Source organism: Arthrobacter sp. YD2 (genome assembly GCF_030410475.1).
In the GTDB taxonomy this organism is placed as follows: Bacteria; Actinomycetota; Actinomycetes; order Actinomycetales; family Micrococcaceae; genus Arthrobacter_B; species Arthrobacter_B zhangbolii.
The window spans coordinates 148,307-166,460 of sequence record NZ_JAUHHB010000003.1; the positions used below are offsets into that span (position 1 = coordinate 148,307).

General features: G+C 65.9%; 17 protein-coding genes and 1 riboswitch. Of the genes, 6 read left to right on the forward strand and 11 right to left on the reverse strand.

All coding sequences use genetic code 11. From position 1 onward, the window contains the following. Positions 1-181 precede the first annotated feature (181 nt). A complete protein-coding gene (locus QWJ37_RS11755) occupies positions 182-1,465 on the reverse strand; it encodes a deoxyguanosinetriphosphate triphosphohydrolase (RefSeq protein ID WP_290245365.1) in 1,284 nt (427 codons plus the stop codon). 8 nt (positions 1,466-1,473) lie between these two features. Beyond that, the gene (gene dusB / locus QWJ37_RS11760) at positions 1,474-2,646 is read right to left on the reverse strand and encodes a tRNA dihydrouridine synthase DusB (RefSeq protein ID WP_227928969.1); all 1,173 of its coding nucleotides are present in this window, start codon (positions 2,644-2,646) and stop codon (positions 1,474-1,476) included. Positions 2,647-2,813: 167 nt separating this feature from the next. On the opposite strand from dusB, the gene QWJ37_RS11765 reads away from it, so the two are divergent. Together QWJ37_RS11765 and QWJ37_RS11770 are read left to right on the forward strand one after the other, a co-directional pair. Next, on the forward strand, positions 2,814-4,268 hold the full coding sequence (locus QWJ37_RS11765; protein WP_290245366.1) for a TIGR00366 family protein: 1,455 nt from the start codon (positions 2,814-2,816) through the stop codon (positions 4,266-4,268). Positions 4,269-4,363: 95 nt separating this feature from the next. Then, positions 4,364-4,948 (forward strand): TetR/AcrR family transcriptional regulator, encoded by a 585-nt coding sequence (locus tag QWJ37_RS11770; RefSeq protein WP_227928967.1) that lies wholly within the window; start codon positions 4,364-4,366, stop codon positions 4,946-4,948. Positions 4,949-5,022: 74 nt separating this feature from the next. Here QWJ37_RS11770 and QWJ37_RS11775 read toward each other — a convergent pair whose 3' ends face one another. From QWJ37_RS11775 to QWJ37_RS11785, 3 genes are all read right to left on the reverse strand, one after another. Then, positions 5,023-5,928, reverse strand: a complete 906-nt coding sequence (locus QWJ37_RS11775; protein ID WP_290245368.1) for a GNAT family N-acetyltransferase — start codon at positions 5,926-5,928, stop codon at positions 5,023-5,025. Continuing rightward, a complete protein-coding gene (locus QWJ37_RS11780; RefSeq protein WP_227904353.1) occupies positions 5,928-7,316 on the reverse strand; it encodes a glycine--tRNA ligase in 1,389 nt (462 codons plus the stop codon). The genes QWJ37_RS11775 and QWJ37_RS11780 overlap by 1 nt, the downstream gene beginning before the upstream one ends. A gap of 224 nt (positions 7,317-7,540) precedes the next feature. Next, positions 7,541-8,527 carry a DMT family transporter gene (locus QWJ37_RS11785; RefSeq protein ID WP_290245370.1) on the reverse strand — a complete coding sequence of 329 codons (987 nt, stop codon included), beginning with the start codon at positions 8,525-8,527 and terminating at the stop codon, positions 7,541-7,543. A gap of 162 nt (positions 8,528-8,689) precedes the next feature. Between QWJ37_RS11785 and QWJ37_RS11790 the strand changes: the two genes are divergently transcribed. Then, the gene (locus tag QWJ37_RS11790; RefSeq protein ID WP_290245371.1) at positions 8,690-8,920 is read left to right on the forward strand and encodes an RNA-binding S4 domain-containing protein; all 231 of its coding nucleotides are present in this window, start codon (positions 8,690-8,692) and stop codon (positions 8,918-8,920) included. 21 nt (positions 8,921-8,941) lie between these two features. Here QWJ37_RS11790 and QWJ37_RS11795 read toward each other — a convergent pair whose 3' ends face one another. Next, complete coding sequence (locus QWJ37_RS11795; protein WP_227904350.1) at positions 8,942-9,595, reverse strand: alpha/beta fold hydrolase; 654 nt, start codon at positions 9,593-9,595, stop codon at positions 8,942-8,944. Between the two features lie 120 nt (positions 9,596-9,715). On the opposite strand from QWJ37_RS11795, the gene QWJ37_RS11800 reads away from it, so the two are divergent. Next, a complete protein-coding gene (locus QWJ37_RS11800) occupies positions 9,716-10,549 on the forward strand; it encodes an SGNH/GDSL hydrolase family protein (RefSeq protein WP_290245739.1) in 834 nt (277 codons plus the stop codon). Here QWJ37_RS11800 and QWJ37_RS11805 read toward each other — a convergent pair. From QWJ37_RS11805 to QWJ37_RS11820, 4 genes are all read right to left on the reverse strand, one after another. Further along, positions 10,546-10,899 (reverse strand): hypothetical protein, encoded by a 354-nt coding sequence (locus QWJ37_RS11805; protein ID WP_290245372.1) that lies wholly within the window; start codon positions 10,897-10,899, stop codon positions 10,546-10,548. The genes QWJ37_RS11800 and QWJ37_RS11805 overlap by 4 nt on opposite strands. A 36-nt stretch (positions 10,900-10,935) precedes the next feature. Then, positions 10,936-11,361 (reverse strand): SRPBCC domain-containing protein, encoded by a 426-nt coding sequence (locus QWJ37_RS11810; protein ID WP_227904348.1) that lies wholly within the window; start codon positions 11,359-11,361, stop codon positions 10,936-10,938. Positions 11,362-11,468: 107 nt separating this feature from the next. Further along, positions 11,469-12,587, reverse strand: coding sequence for a homoserine O-acetyltransferase (locus QWJ37_RS11815; protein WP_227929048.1), 1,119 nt, complete (start codon positions 12,585-12,587; stop codon positions 11,469-11,471). A gap of 15 nt (positions 12,588-12,602) precedes the next feature. Further along, complete coding sequence (locus QWJ37_RS11820) at positions 12,603-13,919, reverse strand: bifunctional o-acetylhomoserine/o-acetylserine sulfhydrylase (protein ID WP_227928965.1); 1,317 nt, start codon at positions 13,917-13,919, stop codon at positions 12,603-12,605. Positions 13,920-13,998: 79 nt separating this feature from the next. After that, positions 13,999-14,115, reverse strand: a riboswitch (SAM riboswitch). A 161-nt stretch (positions 14,116-14,276) separates the two neighbouring features. On the opposite strand from QWJ37_RS11820, the gene QWJ37_RS11825 reads away from it, so the two are divergent. Both QWJ37_RS11825 and QWJ37_RS11830 read left to right on the forward strand, forming a co-directional pair. Continuing rightward, positions 14,277-14,927, forward strand: coding sequence for a VOC family protein (locus QWJ37_RS11825; RefSeq protein WP_227904582.1), 651 nt, complete (start codon positions 14,277-14,279; stop codon positions 14,925-14,927). 170 nt (positions 14,928-15,097) lie between these two features. Beyond that, entirely contained in the window at positions 15,098-16,042 is a 945-nt protein-coding gene (locus tag QWJ37_RS11830; RefSeq protein WP_290245373.1) for a hypothetical protein, read from the forward strand. Between the two features lie 112 nt (positions 16,043-16,154). Here QWJ37_RS11830 and QWJ37_RS11835 read toward each other — a convergent pair whose 3' ends face one another. Further along, the gene (locus QWJ37_RS11835) at positions 16,155-18,152 is read right to left on the reverse strand and encodes a sugar-binding domain-containing protein (protein ID WP_290245740.1); all 1,998 of its coding nucleotides are present in this window, start codon (positions 18,150-18,152) and stop codon (positions 16,155-16,157) included. Between the last annotated feature and the right edge of the window lie 2 nt (positions 18,153-18,154).

Sequence of the window (18,154 nt, forward strand, 5' to 3'; positions counted from 1 at the left end):
TCGGTGGCGGAGACGGTTTACGCGGGATTGCTGGCGGCTCATCAGGATCCTCAGGTGCGCTCGTTCGGCCGGCATCCCCCGGGAGTGACCCGGGAGACTGTGAACGCCACACGCTAACGGCCGGTGCCGTCTACTGCCAGAGAGCTGCCCGAAAAACGCTCATTCAGGCCCCGCACCGCTCCTACCAGAGCGCCGGAACCGGTCCCACGAGCCTCTCGTGCAGGGCGAGCGCTGAGCCGTCCGTCAGCGAGGCGACCTGGTCAACAACCACGCGCAGCCGGGCGCCGTCGTCGGCTGCATCCCGCCAATCGGCGGCGAACATCGGCTCGAGGTGCCGATCCCCGGTGGCGGAAAGCTGGGCGACCAGGGCGGTGAGGATTTCACGCTGGCGTTCGTACAGCGGCTGGCGCTGGTCGGTGGTCATCACAAAGGTGGTGGCCAGGCCCTTCATCACGGCGATTTCCAGTGCCGTATCCTCCGGCACCACCATTTCCGCGTTGTACCGTGTCAGCGGGTCGGTGCCGTAGATGACGCGGGTGGCTTCCAGTGCGCTGTTGCAGAACCGGCCGATCAGCTGGCTGGTCATGTCCTTCAGGGCGGCCATGGACTTGCGGCTGCCATCGGACTCGCGCACCCAGACGGCGGTGGCCTCGAGGCGGGCAAGAGCTGCTTCGATGGCGGCCGCGTCAACGCCGGGCAGGTACCACTGCTGGGTGTAACCCACCACGCGGGCCCGCTGGTCCGGATTGTCCAGCCACTTGAGCTGCACATGGCCGGCGACGATGGCGTCCTCCACGTCATGCACGGAGTAGGAAATGTCATCGGCCAGGTCCATGACCTGGGCTTCGAGGCAGGAGCGGCCGGCTGGAGCGCCGTCGCGCAGCCAGGTGAAGACCGGCAGGTCATCCTCGTAGACGCCGAACTTGGTGGTCCGGTGCCCGTTGACCAGCGGGGCGTCGGTGATGGACCACGGGTATTTGCAGGCGGCATCCAGGCTGGCCCGGGTCAGGTTCAGGCCGGCCGGGGTGCCGTCCGGGGCAATGATTTTCGGTTCCAGCCGGGTGAGCAGGCGCAGCGTCTGGGCATTGCCCTCGAAACCGCCGATCGCGTGCGCAATGTCGTTCAGCGCGGTTTCCCCGTTGTGCCCGAAGGGCGGGTGCCCCAGGTCATGCGAGAGGCAGGCGGCGTCGACGACGTCGGGATCACAGCCCAGCGCGTTGCCCAGCTCGCGTCCCACCTGCGCCACTTCCAGGCTGTGCGTCAGGCGGGTGCGTACAAAGTCATCCGTGTCCGGGGCAACCACCTGCGTTTTGGCGCCCAGCCGGCGCAGTGCGGAGGAATGCAGCACGCGGGCACGGTCACGGCCGAACTGGGTTCGGTTGGTGTTTTTCGCCGGTTCCGTAACCCAGCGGGACAGATCGACTTCTGTATAGCCTGCGGTGGAGACTGCCTGCGGGAAACTCATGGGTTGCTTTAGCCGCCTGATACGTCGAGTTCGGCTGCCGAAATGATGGCCTTCTGGGCGGCGTTCAGTTCCCGCCCGTCCAGCCAGCCTTCCGGCAGAGCTGTCTTTTTTGGTGTGCCGGCCCGTCCGCGCGGCCCCTCGGCGTCTGTGCCGGGGTACGGAGCTTCGGGATCGAGCTGGTCCAGCAGTTCACGGAGCACCGCCAGGGACGGCACCGTGGCCAGTTTAGCGCGGAGGTCTCCGCCCACTACGTAGCCCTTGAAGTACCACGCCATGTGCTTGCGGATGTCCCGCAGGGCAATCACTTCATCGCCGAAGGTTTCCACCAGCAGCTCGGCGTGCCGGTAGACACTGTCCGAGACCTGCTTCAAGCCCGGCCGGTGCCGTTCGGCACTGCCTTCGAAGGCTGCTTCGAGGTCGCCGAACAGCCACGGGCGGCCCTGGCACCCGCGGCCGATGACGACGCCGTCCACACCGGTTTCGCGCACCATGCGGATGGCGTCCTCGGCGGACCAGATGTCGCCGTTGCCCAGCACCGGCATGTCCGGCAGGGCTTCGCGCAGTTCCGCGATGGCGGACCAGTCGGCCTTGCCGGAGTAGAACTGCGAGGCGGTGCGGCCATGCAGGGTCACCGCGGCCACACCCGAATCCCGGGCGATCTTCCCGGCATCCAGGAAGGTCAGGTGGTCCTCGTCAATGCCCTTGCGCATCTTGATGGTCAGCGGGACGTTGCCGCGGGAGGCCTCCTTCACGGCGGTCTGCACAATGGCGGTGAACAGGTCCAGCTTCCAGGGCAGGGCCGAACCCCCGCCCTTGCGCGTGACCTTGGGAACGGGGCAGCCGAAGTTCAGGTCAATGTGGTCGGCGCGGTCCTCCTCCACCAGCAGGCGGACGGCAGCACCGACGGTCTTGGGGTCCACACCGTAGAGCTGGACGGAACGCACTTTTTCGTCGTCGTCGTGCTTGATGATCCGCATGGATTCCGGCGAACGTTCCACCAGGGCGCGGGAGGTGACCATTTCGGTCACGTACAACCCGCCGCCGTATTCACGGCAGAGCCGGCGGAACGCCTTGTTGGTGATGCCGGCCATAGGTGCCAGGATCACCGGCGTGTCCACGGTGATCGGGCCTAGTTGCAGCGGGGGAAGCTCGAGCTTGAGTTCCGGAGATAAAACAGTCACTCCCCTATTCTCGCAAGCCGGTGCAAATCCTGTCCCGCCCGGCCCGTGAGGGAAATTGACACGGTTCCCCGCACACCCTAGCGTGCAGGTGACCTGCATCACTTTTCCGGCTCTCGCACCGCCGCCCATCGGTTTCACTGTCGCAACCGAAGATACGAGGTTTACCCATGACCACCGCTGCCCCAAGTACCGCTGCCCCTGCCGAGAAAGGCCTGGCCCGTGTTGCCCAGGTCATGGCGCGCTGGACGGAAAAATGGTTTCCGGATGCCTACGTCTTTGCCCTGGGCGGTGTGGTTATTGTCGCCCTCGCAGCACTGCTCAACGGCTCCTCACCGCAGGCGGTGGTTGATTCCTTCGGCAACGGCTTCTGGGACCTGACCGCATTCACGCTGCAGATGGCCATGGTGGTGCTGACCGGTTACACAGTGGCCACGTCCCCGCCTGTGGCCCGGCTGATCGCCCGGCTTGCCCTGGTTCCGCAAACCGCCGCCACAGCGGTGAGCTTTGTGGCGTTCCTGTCCATGTCCGTTTCGTTCCTGAACTGGGGACTCAGCCTTGTCTTCGGCGGCCTGCTGGCCCGGGCCATTGCCCGCAGGCAGGATCTGCGGGTGGATTACCGGGCACTGGGCGCTGCGGCGTTTATGGGGCTTGGCGCCGTGTGGGCACTGGGGCTCTCCTCCTCCGCAGCTCAACTGCAGGCGACGGCGGCCTCGATCCCGCCGGCATTGCTGCAGGTCACCGGCGTGCTGGACTTCGGCAAGACCATCTTCACCTGGCAGTCCCTGCTGACCTGCGCCATCCTGATTGTCCTCACCACCCTGATCGCCCACTTCTCCGCCCCGCGCGGGCTGGCCATCCGCACGGCGCAGGACCTGGATGTGGACCTCAACGACGCCCCGGAGCCTGCAGCCAAGCGGGAGCGTCCGGGCGAATGGCTGGAATACAGCCGCATCCTGCCCGCGCTGCTGGGCCTGCTGACCGTCGGCTGGCTGATCTCACAATTCGTCAGCAAACCGTTCCTGAGTGTCATCTCGAGCCTGAACGGATACCTTTTGGTTTTCCTGATGCTGGGCTTGGTGCTGCACGGTACTCCGCGCAAGTTCCTGCAGGCCGTCACCAAGGCTGTTCCCGCCACAGCCGGGATCCTGGTGCAGTTCCCGCTGTACGCCGCGATGGCCGCCATCCTCACCAAGGCTGAGGGAGCCAACGGGATGACCATCTCCTCGCACCTGGCCGAGTTCTTCACCAGCATTGGTTCCGGCGGCGGCTTTGCCGTGATCATCGCCCTTTACACCGCAATTCTGGGCATTTTTGTCCCTTCCGGCGGCGGAAAATGGCTGGTGGAGGCACCCTACGTCATGCAGTCCGCCACCGACGTGCAAATGAATCTTGGCTGGACTGTACAGATCTACAACGTTGCCGAGGCACTGCCAAACCTGATCAACCCGTTCTTTATGCTCCCCCTGCTCGCCGTGTTGAAGCTCCGGGCGAGGGACCTGGTGGGATTCACCTTCCTGCAGTTCACCATCCATCTGCCCGTAGTGCTGCTGCTGGTCTGGCTCCTGGGCATGACTTTCACCTTCGAACCGCCCGTCATCCCAGCGGAAGCACCCGCCCCCTGACGGAGCCAGGCATCACCGGGCGCCGGGACCTGTCGCGGCGGCATCTAAGATCAGAGGGAGAGAGTTTTCCATCGGTTCTAAGGACGTATTGCCGCATGCCACGCGAATCCGGTACCAAGCGGGCCATTCTGGACGCCGCGTTGGAACTTGCTGCAGCCAACGGCATCTCCGGCACCACCATGGATGACGTTGCCGAACGCGCCGGGGTGGCCAAGGGCAGCCTGTACTACAACTTTTCCGCGAAGGACAAGCTCTTCGAAACCCTCCTGCTCGAGGGCGTGGGCGCACTGACGCAGTGCCTGCGTACCGCGCGCAGCGGTCTGGAAGGGTGGACTGCCATTGAGTCCATGGTGCGGGCGCTGCTGGAGCTGCTTTCCGAGAACCGGGCGCTGGCCAAGCTGATGGCCGCGGAAATCCTGCGGACCGACCGCACCTGGCAGCACTCCCTGCATCTGCTCCGGCAGGAGGCGCTGGCCGAATTTGTTGAACCAATCCGGCAGACCGGCGGCTGGAATGCGGTGGACGCCGGCGGGCCGGACCGCCTGACCCTGATTGCCGGCAGTGTTTTCGGGGCAACCCTGATGGGGGCCCTGGACTGGCTGGTCTTTGATCCGGAGAGGCCCGTCGAGGACGTGGCCTCGTCCGTGCTTTATGCACTGTCCGGGCGGCTGAATACCTGACGCTCCCTGGCATGCAAAAGAGGCGGCTCCCGCACCGTGAATACAGTGCCGGAACCGCCTCTTTGTTGAGCGCCCTAGTCGCTGAGGATCAGCGTCTCGCTGCCCGCCTGCCGGGCAACACCCGCCCTGATCAGCGGTTCCAGCGCGCGGACCACGGCGGTCATGGATTCATCCACTTCCAGCTGGACCGGGTACTGGTAGGCCAGCATCGCGATCAGTGACTCAACCGCGGCCTGCGCCTCGGCGTCGTCCAGCTCCGTGTCATAGCCCACCAGCACATCGGCCGGCTCGTCGGTGCGTTCCTGCGTGTAGCTCACCGCGAAGGCTGCGATCTTTCCGCCGTCCTTCTTCGGCTTATCCCGCAGGACAATGGCTCCGGCCGCGCCGGTTGCCTCGTTGAGCAGCATCTGCTGGGCCTTGCCCAGGCTCATTTCGGCGCGGTCCCAGCCGTGGACCGAGTTGTAGAACGCGGTAACCGCCTGCGTGAGTTCCACCGATCCGGTGGCTGCCTCGTCCAGCTGGGGACCGTCGTCGTTGAAGACGGGCAGCTTCAGCTTGCCCGGCTCCACCACAATCACGGCGGACCGCTGGATCGGGGAAAGCCCGGCGGCCTCGGCGAAGGCGGCGGCCGGGGTTCCCGGCTCCACCTTGGCCCGCAGCTTCCGGACGCCCGACGGCGCGGCTTCGGCTTCCTTGCGCAACATATCCAGCAGGGTGGTGCCCAGTCCGGTGCGCCGGTTTTCCCGGGCCACCTCCACATAGGCCCAGAGCCGGTCCGGGTGCAGGCTGGTCTCGTAGACCACCCCGGCCGCTACCGGGATTCCGTCATCTTCGGCCACAATGCAGCGGCTCCACGGCTCATCCGAGGAGGGCCGCAGGACGGCACGGAACTGCCCGGCCTGCACCCCTTCCGGATCGCCCCAGAGCTGGTTCAGCTTGAGGTCGTCGTCTTCGCGCCATTCGCGGAACGTCAAAGCCATTACGCGCCGATCAGCCTTTCCGCGAGGTAGCCCTCAACCTTGTCCAGGCTCACCCGCTCCTGGGCCATCGTGTCGCGTTCGCGCACGGTGACGGCCTGGTCCTCGAGGGTGTCAAAGTCCACGGTGATGCAGAACGGGGTGCCAATCTCGTCCTGGCGGCGGTAGCGGCGGCCAATGGCGCCGGCGTCGTCGAAGTCGATGTTCCAGTTCCGGCGCAGCTGCGCGGCGAGGTCCTTGGCCTTGGGCGAGAGGTCCTCGTTGCGGCTCAGCGGCAGTACGGCGGCCTTGACCGGGGCCAGGCGCGGGTCCAGCTTCAGGACGGTGCGCTTGTCCACGCCGCCCTTCGCGTTGGGGGCCTCATCCTCAGTGTAGGAATCCACCAGGAACGCCATGAAGGAACGGGTCAGGCCCGCGGCAGGCTCGATCACGTACGGGGTGAAGCGCTCGTTGGTGGCTTGGTTGAAGTAGCTCAGGTCCGTGCCGGAGTGCTTGGAGTGCGTACCCAGGTCAAAGTCGGTGCGGTTGGCGATGCCTTCCAGCTCGCCCCACTCGCTGCCCTGGAAACCGAAGCGGTATTCGACGTCGGTGGTGCCCTTGGAGTAGTGGCTGAGCTTTTCCAGCGGGTGTTCGAACAGGCGCAGGTTCTCCGGGTCGATGCCCAGGTTCACGTACCAGTTGAACCGGTTTTCGATCCAGTACTTGTGCCATTCCTCGTCCGTGCCCGGCTCAACGAAGAATTCCATTTCCATCTGCTCGAACTCGCGGGTGCGGAAGATGAAGTTGCCCGGGGTGATTTCGTTGCGGAAGCTCTTGCCGATCTGGCCGATGCCGAACGGCGGCTTCTTGCGCGAGGTGGTGAGCACGTTGTTGAAGTTTACGAAGATGCCCTGCGCGGTTTCCGGGCGCAGGTAGTGCATGCCTTCCTCGTTGGCCACCGGGCCCAGGAAGGTCTTGAGCAGGCCGGAGAATTCCTGCGGCTCGGTCCACTGGCCCTTGGTGCCGCAGTTGGCGCAGGCAATATCGGCCAGGCCGTTCTCCGGGGCGTGGCCCTTCTTTTCCTCGTATGCCTCTTCGAGGTGGTCCGCACGGTAACGCTTGTGGCAGCTCAGGCACTCCACCAGCGGGTCGGAGAAGACCTCCACGTGGCCCGAGGCCTCCCAGACCTGGCGCGGCAGGATGACGGCGGAATCCAGCCCGACGACGTCGTCGCGGCCGCGGACCATGTGCTGCCACCACTGCTTCTTGATGTTTTCCTTGAGTTCGACACCCAGGGGGCCGTAATCCCATGCGGACCGCGACCCGCCGTAAATCTCACCCGACTGGAAGACAAACCCCCTGCGCTTGGCCAGGGAGATGATGGGATCCAGCTTGGATTTGGTCGAAGCCATGGAATGGTACCGCCGTTCTTTTCGTGTCGCGCAGGCCGCTGGGTGCGGTCCGCTTCTGATCCCTGCCACGCGTGTACCCGCTCGAATGAACGTCCGGGAGCCTGTGGAGGGCAAAACCTATAGATACCAGCTTAAGGTCACGACCGTAAAAGCCCGCTACCGGTGCCGGATCAGCCTGTTCGGCTGTCTCTACCGCTGTGGCCCCTGCTGTTAACAGTCGATCCTTAGCGCGGTGTTCTGGAGCGCCACGGGCGTGCGCCGGGCATATTCCATGGCAGGGTTGCCACCACGATGGCCAGCAGCGTGAGCAGCGTTCCGAGCACGGTGGCTGCGACCACGGTGGACCCGGGTGCCGGGAACACGATGTCCAGCAGCAGGGAGCCGATCAGCTGTCCGCCGATCAGGCCCAGGCTGGTCAGCAGGACGCCCAGGCTGCGCACCAGCAGGGCGCCCACGCCGATGAAAACGCAGCCCAGCGGTCCGCCCAGGTAGAGCCACCATTCTGTGGGCAGCGGGTTTCCCAGCCCGGAGACCGCTACTTTGATGCCCCAGAGCACTGCCAGCAGGACGGTGCCGGAGATGAAGTTCACCAGGGTCGCCGTGATCGGCGTGCCGTAATGCATTCCGGTGGTGCCGTTCATGGCCTGCTGGAAACTCATCAGCATGCCGGCGGTCAGGGGCAGCAGCACCGGCAGCAGCCATTCAGAGGGCTCTGTCCCGGCGCCCAGTTTCGGACTGACTGCCCACGCCACGGCGGCGATGGTCAGCACTGCGCCCACCACGCGCATGATGGTCAGCGCCTTCTTCCCCGCCGGCCCGATCCCGAGCCGGTCCACCACGAGTCCGGTCAGCGTCTGTCCTGCGACGGTGGCTACTGTAAACACAGCCACGCCGAGAACCGCCACGGTGAGGGTCTGCGACAGGACGAAGTACCCGCCGATCATTCCGGCCAGCACGTAATAGCGCGGGAAGCGCCGTTCCCTCAGGGCGGGAATCAGCTGGCCTGCACCGGCACGGCCGCGCGGCAGGGCCGCACTGATTACCGCCATGACTACCAGTCCGACGACAAAGCTGATGAGCGCGGCGCCAAGGCCGTCGCCCAGGCGTTCGCCCAGGGCACCGTTGACACGGGCCTGGGAGGGAATGGCGACGCCGGCAAGCAGGGACAGGGGCAGACCGATCAGCGGGGACATCCGCACAGCATTTGGCACCCGACCACCCTACCGTTGCCTCCCGCCGTCCCCGGCGCCGCCATGCCGCAGCCGGCGCATCGGCGCCGGGCGGCAGGGGTGCTGCGCCGGGCGGCAGGGGTGCTGCGCCGGGCGGCAGGGGTGCTGCGCCGGGCGGCAGCCGAAGTCGGGCAGAATGGGGGCATGAGTTCTACCGAGGCCCAAGACCTGCCCATCCGTGACAACATGATCCGCCTGGGCCAACTGCTCAAGCTCGCCAATCTGGCAGAGGACGGCATCCATGCCAAACAGCTCATCGAGGACGGGCTGGTGAAGGTAAACGGCGAGATCGAAGAGCGCCGCGGCCGCCAGCTGCACGCCGGCGACGAAGTTTCCGTGAACGGCGAGACGGTCCGGATTACCCGCGAAGGCTGATGTCCCGCCCCGGCGGCCCGGTCAGGCTTTCTGCGCGCCGCGCAGCACCGTGTGCGCCAGGAACTCCTTCACATGGCCCAGTTCCTGCATGTTGATGCCGTGGCCCATGTTTGAGTAAAGAATCTTGGTCAGAGCCGTGTGCCCGTTGAGCCAGGCATGCGTGTATTCGATCCGCTGCGGATCGATAACCGGGTCAGCCTGGTCCCGGCCCCAGAAGAACGGCACCTTGTGCTGCGCCAGCTCCCCGTCATGGAAGAACGGATTCTCCTCAGCGGGCACCACAAAACCGGAGAGGCCGACGACGGCGGCGAAGTCCTGCGGGCGGTGCCGCAGCAGGGTGGTGGCTACGGCCATGCCCATGGAAAATCCGAGCAGGCTCACACTGGAATGGGCGCCGCTCACGCCGTCGAGCCAGGCTGACACATCGGTCACGGAGTCCACCACGGATTCCACGCTGTAGTCGGCGTCGCTCATCAGCGGGAACCAGGTGTAGCCCGGTCCCATGGCCTGCGGAGCCCGCACCGATGCGATGGTGAAGTCCTCCGGCAGATAGTCCGCGAGCCCCATAAGGTCCTCCTCGTTGGCCAGATACCCGTGGAACAGCACAAGGAGCGGCGTGCCGGCGCGTTCGGCTTCGGGCTTGGACCAGAGGACTACGGGATTCGGTTCAGTCATTTCCTTATTCTGGCACTTTTGGTCCCCGCGGCCGGAATGCGCAACCTACGGTCGCGTAGCCCGGACCCCGTTTGCGAGTATTGACCGGTGAGTACAAATTCGACACCGCATACCCCGGACATCCAGGCTGAATCTGCCACACCGGAGGTCCCGCCTCATCCTTGGAGCCGGTTCGTGGCACTCGGAGATTCCTTCACAGAGGGCATTGGGGATCCGAATCCTGACAGCCCCGGCGGGAACCGCGGCTGGGCGGACCGTGTAGCCGAGGAACTCGCGGCAGGACACCCGGACTTCGCTTACGCCAATCTCGCCATTCGCGGCCGGCTGCTGAACCAGATCATTGACGAACAGCTGGAACCTGCGCTGTCCCTGAAACCGGACCTCATCACCATCTGCGCCGGCGGCAACGACGTGATCAGGCCCGGAGGGGATCCGGACAAGCTCGCCGAACGCATGGACGGCGCCATCGCCAGGCTGCGCGGCACCGGGGCCACCGTGGTGCTGTTCACCGGCCCGGATTTGGGCAGCACGCCGGTTATCGGCAGCGTGCGTGGAAGGGTCGCCATCTACAACGAGAACCTGCGGACCGTGGCTGCACGGCATGATGCGGTAATCGCTGACATGTGGGCACTCCGAGAGCTGAGCGACGCGCAGATGTGGGCGCCGGACCGGCTGCACTTCTCACCGCTGGGACACCACACCATCGCCGCGATGGTCCTGGATACACTCAATGTCCCGCATACGCTCGAACCGCTGGAGAACAAGCCGCTACCGCCCAAGAACTGGCGGACGGCCCGCTCCGAAGACCTGGTCTGGGCCCGGGAATTCCTGTTCCCGTGGGTGGTCCGCCGGGTACGGCATAAGTCTTCCGGTGACGGCATCTCCGCCAAGCGGCCGGACGCGGCGCCCATGTTCGGTGCCGCCATGCCCCTGGGCTCCGACACGGAAGACTAGTCCTGCGGTGCCGGGTCCTGACGACGCGTACTGCGGGCGGACCCGGGCCGCCGTCCCAGCCGGAACCCGCCCCAGAAGGCGGCGGCAACCAGGCCTGTGCCGATCAGCAGATAGCCCAGCTGCATTCTGCTGGTGAGCACCAGCAGGCTTCCGGGTCCCATGCCTGTTGCCCGTGTTCCTTCCTGCAGCGGAGCGTAGGAGAACCAGCCGAAGGACTCCGTTGTCCCGGTCGCGGCCAGCACTGCTCCGGTCAGCACCAGCACACCGGCCACCAGCGGAAGCGCGGATGCCCTGAGGATCCGCGCTGCCCGGCCCGGCCGGCGGTTGGAGGCATCCGCTGTTTCACTCATGGCGCCAAGGCTAACCTGCCCGCGCCTGATTCACGTTTACTTCTCCGCCTGCTCAATCAGGTTGGCCAGGTGAAACGCCCAGCCTTCGCGGTGCGCCTCGGAAAGCTCCGGGCCGGATTTCAGCCCGGAGAACCCGCTTTCGGTGACGGCGACGTCCGTCGCGCCCCCGCTGCCGCCGCCGTCGTCGTCGGCCGGGATCAGTTCAAAACTCACCACGGTGTGTGCCTCCCAGTCCGGGGCCGTCCACCGGAAGGAGAGCAGTTTCTCCGGGGCTACGGCCAGGACCGTTCCGCGTGAAATGTGTTCCACTCCGTCCTCCATCCAGCGCTCCTGCAGCGGGGCGCCGGGGTGGGGCGCGAAGTCCATGTCCGGCCACCAGGCGGCGCGGTTGTCCACGAGCGTGTGCCAGAGCACCTGCGGTGAGCACCGGGCACGTCCGGAAAGGTGGATGCGGTCTGTCATGGGAAGAGTTTTCGCCCGGACAGGACCCGTTGGCAAGGGAGGAATTCCGGTACCGAGCGTCCGCGGCAGGGATTGCCTCCGGCGGTGCCGGGCGTTCCACCGTTCCGCTAGGCGAAGAAGGCTGCCTGCAGCGGGCCGGCGATCTCCCGCACGTTGGTGAGGAAACCGTCGTGCCCTATCGGGGCGCGGATCAAATGCACCTGTGTGCCGCGCGGCAGTGCCGCAGCGAGGTCGGCCGATTGCTGCGGAAAGTAGAGGCGGTCTGATTCCACGGCAGCCACAAAGAATTCCGCCGTCGTCCGCGCCAGGGCCTGGCGCAGCGAGCCGCGCCCGCGGGCGACGTCGTGCCCCATCAACGCTTCGGTCAGGACCAGGTAGGTGTTGGCGTCGAAACGGCCGGCCAGCTTGCCGGCCTGGTGGTCGAGGTAGCTTTCGACGGCGTATCGGCCCCGTTCAGCGGGCAAAACGGCGCCGAAGGGGTTCTCGTCCTCCTGCGGGCTGCGCCCGAACCGGTATTCGAGCTCCGGTTCGGACCGGTAGGTAATGTGGGCGATCCGCCGGGCCAGGCCGAGGCCTGCCAGGGGCGGGTTCCCGTTGTAGTAATCGCCGCCGCTGAAGTCCGGGTCCAGCCGGATGGCGGCAATCTGCGCCTGCGCAAAGGCGATCTGTTCGGCGGTGCTGGCCGGGGTTGCCGCGATCACGGCACAGCGCTGCACCCGGTCCGGCTCCGTGGCCGCCCATTCCAGCGCCCGCGCCCCGCCCAGGGAGCCGCCCAGCACGGCATGCCAGCGGGCAATGCCAAGGCGGTCCGCCAGCCGTGCCTCGGCCCGCACGGCGTCTCGGATGGTAACCAGCGGGAACCGTGAGCCCCACGGCAGGCCCTGCGGGTCCAGCGAGGACGGGCCGGTGGAGCCGTAGCAGCCGCCGATCATATTCGCCGCGACCACGTAGAACCGATTGGTGTCCACGGGCCGGCCCGGCCCCACCAGCTCATCCCACCAGCCGGGCTCATCCGTGTGCCCGCGGGCCACATGGGTGCTTCCGGTGAGGGCGTGGGCCACAAACACGGCGTTGCTCGCGTCCGCGTTCAGCTGGCCCCACGTCTCATACCCGAGGACGACGTCGGGCAGGTATCCGCCGGTTTCCAGTTCAAGTCCGCCGATCGAGGCGAACCGCAGCACCCCGTCCACGGCGGTGGCGGGGTACTGCGGTGCAGAATGCCGAATAGTCACGGTGCCCCGTTACGCGCCCTTGGCGGCCCGGAAGCCGGCCTCGAGATCCGCGAGGATGTCGTCAATGTGCTCGATGCCCACGGAGAGCCGCACGAGCCCGGGGCTGACTCCGGCGGCGAGCTGCGCCTCGGCTCCCAGCTGGCTGTGCGTGGTGGAGGCCGGATGGATGACCAGCGAGCGCACGTCACCCACGTTGGCCACATGGGAGTGCAGTTCCAAACCATCCACGAACCGCTTGCCTGCTTCCACTCCCCCGGCAATCTCGAAGGACACAATGGCCCCCGTTCCGCGCGGGCCGTACTTGCGTCCGCGTTCGAACCACGGGCTCGACTCCAGGCCCGCGTACGCAACGGACAGGACGTCGTCGTGCGCCTCCAGCCAGTTGGCAACCTCGACGGCGTTGGCCACGTGCCGCTCCACCCGCAGGCTGAGGGTTTCCAGGCCCTGGGCAATAAGGAACGCGTTGAACGGTGAGACCGCCGAGCCGAGATCGCGCAGCAGCTGCACACGTGCCTTGAGGATGAAGGCCAGGTTGGCGCCAAGCGGGCTCCCGACCCCCAGGTCCCGGGCGTAGACCAGCCCGTTGTAGCTCTCATCCGGTGTGTTGAAGCCGGGGAACTTCTCCGGGTCCGCCGCGAAGTCGAAGTTCCCCGAATCCACGATGACGCCGGCAATGGAGGTGCCGTGCCCGCCGAGGTACTTGGTGGCCGAGTGCACCACAATGTCCGCACCCCATTCAATGGGGCGGATGAGGTACGGCGTGGCGAGCGTGTTGTCCACGATCAGCGGCACCCCGGCCTGGTGTGCCACGGCGCTGATGCCTTCAAGGTCCAGTACGTCCTGGCGCGGGTTGGACACCACCTCGCCGAAGAACGCCTTGGTGTTGGGCTGCACCGCGGTGCGCCACTGCTCCAGGTCATCCGGGTCCTGCACAAAGGTGGTCTCGATGCCGAACTTCTTCAGCGTGTGCTTTAACAGGTTGTACGTGCCGCCGTACAGGCTGGGGCTGGCCACAATGTGGTCACCGGCCTGGGCCACGTTCAGCAGGGCGAAGGTTTCCGCGGCCTGTCCCGAGGCCAGCAGCAGTGCGCCGACCCCGCCTTCCAGGGACGCGATCCGGTTCTCCACCGCTTCCTGGGTGGGGTTTCCGATCCGGGTGTAGATGGGTTCAAGATCGGCCAGGGCAAACCGGTTTGCGGCTGCCTCGGCGCTGGGAAAGACGAAGGACGATGTCTGGTAGATGGGCAGGGCGCGGGCGCCGGTGACGGCGTCGGGCTCCTGTCCTACGTGGATCTGACGGGTTTCAAAAGACCAATCTGCACTCATGATGCTCCCTCATTCCAGGGGCCGCACACTACCTTCGCGGGAACATCCGGGTACGCCGGATGTCCGGTGGGGTTTGTGGGACCCGCGCTTGCCGGACGCCCTTTTGGCGTGCGGCCAGGTCTTCACCCGGGGCACCCCACCGCGGTTGGAGGGTTGCCGGCCAGCAAGCCGGGGCTATCTGCTGGCACTCATGACCTGCACCCATAAAAACTGATCCGCTGAGGATGCGCAACCTTCGTGACTTTTCGTGAAAAAATAACCGGCCCCGTGTATAGATTTCGTGTCCTGAGGCAACTGGATTTCTTCTTAGGCTTCCCTTAGTCGAGACGGGCATCACAACGTGCCACAATGAGCCGCATGCGCTTGGACCATGTTTCTTATGCCTGTGAATCCGACGGTCTTTTGGCCACCACCGAGAGGATTGCTGCTGCTCTCGGAGCCGACTTCGTAAAGGGTGGCGTCCACCCCCGATTCGGTACCCGCAATATGATCCTGCCCCTGGCCAACAACCAATATGTGGAAGTTGTCGAGGTGCTCAACCACCCTGCCTCGGACAAGGCGCCCTTCGGGCAGGCCGTCCGCCAGCGCTCCGAATGCGGAGGCGGCTGGATGGGGTGGTGCGTTGCAGTCGATGACCTCTCGCCCTTCGAAGAACGCCTGGGCCGCCCGTCAGTGCCGGGCAACCGCAAATTCCCTGATGGCCAGGAACTCACCTGGCGCCAGATCGGCATCAACGGCCTGATCGCGGATCCCCAGGTGCCCTACCTGCTGCGCTGGGATGACGGCACCGAGGCACTGCACCCCTCCAATGCCCTGCCCGGGATGCCCGGTTCGGTGAAACTGAATTCGCTGACCATCGCCGGTTCGGCTGCCCGGGTCACTGACTGGCTGGGCCACCCGGTGGAGGCACCGCTGGAGGGCGTCGATGTCACCTGGATCGCTCCGGCCGGCACGCCCGGCATCATGTCGGTCACCTTCGACACCGCCAACGGCCGGGTGGAGATCTAGCTCCGGGGTTTTTCGGCCGGTTTGGGGTTTTCCGTCCGGTCTGAGAATTCCCTCCGCTGCAAAGTGGCAGGAATTTCCCAAACCGGTAGATTCTCTCTCCGAGCCGCAGGTTTTCCACATTTGAGCCTGGTTCGCTCGCATCTACGCCACCGCCCTTCCACCCTGAAGGCGTGAATCCCGAGCTCATCTTCGCGGCTGACGCCGATTCCTTCGGCTCAGGCCGCCGTTCCCTTGCCCTGCAGTGCCGGGCGGGGCAACTGGTGCGGCTTCGTGCCGGGATCTATATCGACGTCGAGGTATGGCGACAGCTCCGTGCCTGGGAAAAAGAGCGGGTACGTATCCAGGCAGCATCACAACAGGTGCCCGGGCAACGCGTCCTCGTCCAGCAGTCCGCCGCCGTCATTTGGGGGCTACCGGTGATCGATTCACCACCTGAGGTACTACTGCTGGCTTCCCCGTCCTCCCACGGCCGGCGCCGGGGCGGTCTCCACTGGACGGAACGTAAGCTGCTGGAGCCGCTCGATGTTGTGGAGGGAATGTCGCTGACCTCCCGTGCACAGACCGCTCTGGACATGGCCGCGTATCTGGCTTTCGAGCACTCAGTTCCGGCTATGGACAGTGTCCTGCGCCCGGACCTGGTGCACGGCCGCCCAGCCACGAACAAAGACGAGCTGGAAAAACTGGCTCGGAACCTGCCCGACATGGCCAAACAGACGAGGGCCCGGCGCGTAATCGACTTTGCCGACCCCCGGTCCGAGTCCCCAGGGGAATCGTATTCACGTGCAGTTCTGCACCGCCATGGTTTTCCGGTTCCGGAGCTTCAGTATGAATTTCTTACTTCAATGGGTCACTTCCGAACAGATTTTTATTGGAAGGACCAGCGGGTGGTCGGAGAATTCGACGGTGCAGTGAAGTACGGTGCCAACGGATCCGTACTCCCTCCGTCGTGGGACACGCTGATGCGGGAAAAACGTCGCGAAGACGCCATCCGTGCAACCGGGGTCGCTTTTGTCCGCTGGTCCTGGCGCGATATCCGCATGCCGGCGCAGCACCCGGAGAGCCTGGTCCACCGGCTGATCCAAGCTGGCCTGTCTCCAACCCGCCGCCAGCGCTGAACTCTCTGCCGGTTGGGAATTCCCTGCCGTTTTGGGAATTCCCTCCGCCGCAAACTGGCAGGGATTTCCCAAACCGGTCGATTGTCACGGACCGCAGCAGAAAACCCGCCGGTCACTGCCCCGCAGCACGGATCAGCCGGGCATTAACCTCCCGCAGCGTCCCGGCGTCGATCTTCAGCACCGCCCGGTCATAGGTGACCAGCCCGTTGACCTCGTCCTCGACGTCGGTGAGCTGGGTATAGACCGTGGCCGCGAGGCCGCGCGCCACCGCCGGTTCGATCTGCCGGGTATGCAGCCGGCGGTAAGCGCGCTGCAGCGCCTGCCTGGTCCGGAAGCTCCGATAGCCGAACTCCTTGGTATTGAACGTGTGTCCGGGGATGCGCAGGCTGTAGCCGCCGTATTCGGAGAGGACAACGGCGCGGCTGCCGCGCAGCCAGGCTTTCCGCAGCCGGAACGGCAGGAAATAGACGTGCAGGCTTTTCATGTCGCCGCCGCCCTGGTCATGCCAGCCACTGGCATGGTCGATGCTGCGGGTGGGATCCAGCCGGCGGAGCTGCGCGGTGACCGCGTTGGCGTCGAACTGGCCCCAGGCTTCGTTGAAGGGCACCCAGACGGCCAGGCTGACAGTGTTGCGGAGCAGCTCCACCGTGCCGTGCATCTCCGCCAGGAACTCGGCCCGGCCGGCTTCCTCATCACGGCCGAAGGCAAGATACGCGTTATCCCGCCGGTGCGTCCCTGCCACGGCAGGAGCGGTGACCACCGAATGCCGGTACGTGGTCCCGCCGTTGACCAGATCCTGCCAGACCAGCATTCCCAGCCGGTCGCAGTGGTAGTACCAGCGCAACGGTTCAATCTTGATGTGTTTGCGCAGCATGGTGAAGCCCAGGTCGCGTGCCCGTTCAATATCGGAAGCCAGCGCGGCGTCCGACGGCGCGGTGTACAGCCCGTCCGGCCAGTAACCCTGGTCCAGCAGCCCGGCGTGGAAGTAGGGGTGGCCGTTGAGCAGCAACCGCAGCCGCCCTGCGGCGTCAGGACCCATGCCGAAGGTCCGCAGCCCGGTGTAGCTCTGTACCCGGTCCACTTCGCGCCCGCCGTCGAGCAGCCGCACCTGAACGTCATAAAGAAACGGGTCCTCCGGGGTCCACAGGTGCGGGTGGGGAATGGCAAGGCGCAGTGGAACACCGGGGACGACGACGGCGCGCGCCACGGTCTGTCCGGCCGCGGAGACGGTGATCTCGGCGCTCAGGTCTGCTCCGCCTGCCGGGGTTCCGGCTTCGGAGGGCACGGCCACTCCGGCACTGCTCAGGTCCGCTCCGCCGGCCGGGGTACCGGCTTCGGAGGGCACGGCCACTCCGGCACTGCTTAGGTCCGCTCCCCCGGCCGGGGTTCCGGTGGAATCCGCCCCGGCCGCGCTGGCCTGGTTGCCGTTGTCATGCCCGGTGCTGGCGGTGCCCGCCGTACCGGCATCGCTGACCTGCACGGTAACCGTCAGCGAGTCCAGATCCGGCACCAGGGCCAATCCCCCGATGGATTTTCCGGGCACCGATTCGAGCCACACGGTCTGCCAGATGCCGGACTGCGCCGTGTACCAGATGCCGCCCCGGTCCAGCTTTTGCTTGCCACGGCTGTGGTAGCCGGTGTCGCTGATGTCCCGCACCCGGACCACGAGCTCCTGCTCTGCGCCGGGTTGCCCGGCCAGCGCCTTGGTGACGTCCAAGCTGAACGGCAGGTAGCCGCCGTCGTGCCCGCCTACTGGAACACCGTTGACCGTGACGGTGCAGCTCTGGTCCACGGCGCCGAAGTGCAGCAGCACCCGCTCCCCCGCCAATCCTGTATCCCCGGCGAAGTCCGCGGGCAGGATGAAAGTGCGCCGGTACCAGAGCGCCTCGGAAGGCTGCAGCTGCCGGCCGACGCCGGACAGCGGTGCCTCCGGGGAGAACGGCACCAGAATCTGCCCGTCCCAAGCGTCCGGCGCCTCTTCGCGTCCGCCTGCAGTGATGGCGTATTCCCAGTACCCGTTCAGGTTCAGGTAGCTGTCGCGCACGAGCTGGGGCCGGGGGTATTCCTGCAGCACGGCGGCCGGATCCAGGTCCGTTCCCCACTCGGTCATCA